This window comes from Streptomyces tardus, assembly GCF_018101125.2.
Lineage (GTDB): Bacteria > Actinomycetota > Actinomycetes > Streptomycetales > Streptomycetaceae > Streptomyces > Streptomyces tardus.
In genome coordinates, this window is sequence record NZ_JAELVF020000001.1 from 2715130 (window position 1) to 2717629 (window position 2500).

At 70.9% G+C, this 2500-nt stretch carries 3 protein-coding genes (1 of these 3 cut by a window edge); all 3 read left to right on the top strand.

Features of this window, described 5'->3' with window-relative positions:
- The first annotated feature begins 79 nt into the window (after positions 1 to 79).
- Positions 80 to 871, top strand: a complete 792-nt coding sequence (locus tag JGS22_RS11645; RefSeq protein ID WP_372454305.1) for an ABC transporter ATP-binding protein — start codon at positions 80 to 82, stop codon at positions 869 to 871.
- Positions 868 to 1662, top strand: a complete 795-nt coding sequence (locus JGS22_RS11650) for an ABC transporter permease (RefSeq protein WP_211043575.1) — start codon at positions 868 to 870, stop codon at positions 1660 to 1662. The genes JGS22_RS11645 and JGS22_RS11650 overlap by 4 nt, the downstream gene beginning before the upstream one ends.
- Positions 1663 to 1743: 81 nt before the next feature.
- Positions 1744 to 2500 carry the 5' portion of a pyrroline-5-carboxylate reductase gene (gene proC / locus JGS22_RS11655; RefSeq protein WP_211043576.1) on the top strand. The gene runs 53 nt beyond the window's last position, so the window shows 757 of its 810 coding nt (coding positions 1-757); its start codon is at positions 1744 to 1746; the stop codon falls past the right edge of the window.

The window sequence follows — 2500 nt, forward strand, 5'->3', positions numbered from 1 at the left end:
CGGCCCGCGAGAACGGGGCCGGGCACAGGCGTGTCCGCACTTGACGCGGAACCACCGCCGGAGGAGTATTCATCGTATGATGAATAACCATCCGCCTCCTGCCGTCCGCGCCGACGGACTCCACGTCGTACGGGGCGGCCGTCAGGTGCTCACCGACCTCGCGTTCACCGTCCCCCGCGGGTCCGTCACCGGGCTCCTCGGCCCGAGCGGCTGCGGCAAGACCACGCTGATGCGGGCCATCGCGGGCACCCAGGCCAGGGTCACCGGCACCCTGGAAGTCCTCGGCCGACCCGCGGGCAGCGCCGCCCTGCGACCACGGCTCGGCTACGTCACCCAGTCACCCTCCGTCTACGCCGACCTCACCGCGCGCCAGAACCTCGACTACTTCGCCGCCGTGCTCGGCCTCCCCGGCGCCGAACGCGGCCGTCAGGTCGAAGCCGCACTCGCCGACGTCGACCTCACAGGCCGCGCCGACTCCCTCACCGGCCAGATGTCCGGCGGCCAGCGCTCCCGTGTCTCCCTCGCCGTGGCGCTCCTCGGCACCCCCGAACTCCTGGTGCTCGACGAGCCGACCGTCGGCCTCGACCCCGTACTCCGCCGCGACCTCTGGCAGCTCTTCCACCGCCTCGCCGAAGAACGCGGCACCACCCTGCTCATCTCCAGCCACGTCATGGACGAGGCCGACCGCTGCGAACGCCTCTTGCTGATGCGCGCCGGTGAACTCCTCGCCGAGGACACCCCCGAGGCGCTGCGTCGCACCACCGCCGAGGGCACCGTCGAATCGGCCTTCCTCCACCTCGTCGACCGGGCCCGCGCAGCCGACGAACCATGGCCCGCGCACACCGGCCAGAAGGGCCGAACCACACCATGAGCACCCGAACCCGCACCCCGCACGGCGCCACTGAGCCCGTCACCACCCGCGCGCTCAGCCCACACCGCACCCTCGCGACAGCCCGACGCGTACTGCGCCAGCTCAGCCACGACCGCCGTACGATCGCGCTCCTCCTGCTGCTCCCTGTACTGCTGCTGGTGCTCCTGTACTACGTTTTCGACGCCGACCGCCGGTCATTCGACTCCATCGGAGCCTCCCTGCTCGGCATCTTCCCGATGATCACGATGTTCCTGGTCACCTCGATCGCAACGCTGCGCGAACGCACCACCGGCACCCTGGAGCGACTGCTCGCCATGCCGCTGGGCAAGGCCGACCTCGTCCTCGGCTACGCCCTCGCCTTCGGAGTGCTCGCCGTCGTGCAGGCGTCGCTCGCCACCGGGGTCGCCGTATGGGCACTCGACCTCGACTTCGCCGGCTCGCCCTGGCTGCTGCTGCTCATCGCCCTGCTCGACGCCCTGCTCGGGACCGCGCTCGGGCTGTTCGTCTCCGCCTTCGCCACCTCCGAGTTCCAGGCGGTGCAGTTCATGCCGGCGGTGATCTTCCCGCAGCTGCTTCTCTGTGGGCTCTTCGCGCCGCGCGACTCCATGCAGCCCGCGCTGGAGGCCGTCTCCCACGCGTTGCCGATGTCGTACGCGGTCGACGGGATGACCGAGGTGCTGCACCACCCGGACGTCACCGGTGCCTTCGTCCGCGATGCCCTCGTCGTCGCCGGCAGCGCGCTGCTCGTCCTTGTCGTGGGCGCCGCGACGCTCCGGCGCCGCACCACCTGACCAACCGCCGGCCGCTCTCGCCGGTGTACCACGCACCGGACACGCCCCCTCCGTACCCGGGACACCTGCCAGGATGGAGACATGGCTCAGAAAGTCGCCGTGCTCGGCACCGGAAAGATCGGCGAGGCGCTGCTCAGCGGAATGATCCGCGGTGGCCGCTCCACAGACGACCTGATGGTCACCGCGCGCCGCCCGGAGCGCGCCGCCGAGCTCAGCAGACGCTACGGCGTGGCGGCAGTGGGCAACGCCGAGGCGGCGGAGCAGGCCGACATCCTCATCCTCACGGTCAAACCGCAGGACATGGGCGCCCTCCTGGACCAACTCGCCCCGCACACACCGGCCGACAGGCTGATCATCAGCGGCGCGGCCGGCATCCCCACCACCTTCTTCGAGGAACGGCTGGCGCCCGGCACCCCCGTCATCCGCGTCATGACGAACACTCCCGCGCTCGTCGACGAGGCGATGTCCGTCATCTCCGCGGGAACCCACGCCACCGAGGCCCACCTGGCGCACGCCGAGGAGATCTTCAACGGTGTCGGCAAGTCGCTCCGCGTTCCGGAGTCACAGCAGGACGCCACCACCGCGCTCTCCGGATCCGGGCCCGCGTACTTCTACTTCCTCGTCGAGGCCATGACCGATGCGGGCATCCTCCTCGGGCTGCCCCGCGACAAGGCGCACGACCTGATCGTCCAGGCGGCGATCGGTGCGGCGGTGATGCTGCGCGACAGCGGCGAACACCCGGTCACCCTCCGGGAAAACGTCACCTCGCCCGCCGGGACGACCATCAACGCCATCCGGGAGCTGGAGAACCACGGGGTGCGCGCCGCCCTCATCGCCG

Bases quoted from the DNA above. Each gene is read 5' to 3' on its own strand.
- JGS22_RS11645 (WP_372454305.1), top strand. From the start codon at position 80: ATGAATAACCATCCGCCTCCTGCCGTCCGCGCCGACGGACTCCACGTC.
- JGS22_RS11650 (WP_211043575.1), top strand. From the start codon at position 868: ATGAGCACCCGAACCCGCACCCCGCACGGCGCCACTGAGCCCGTCACC.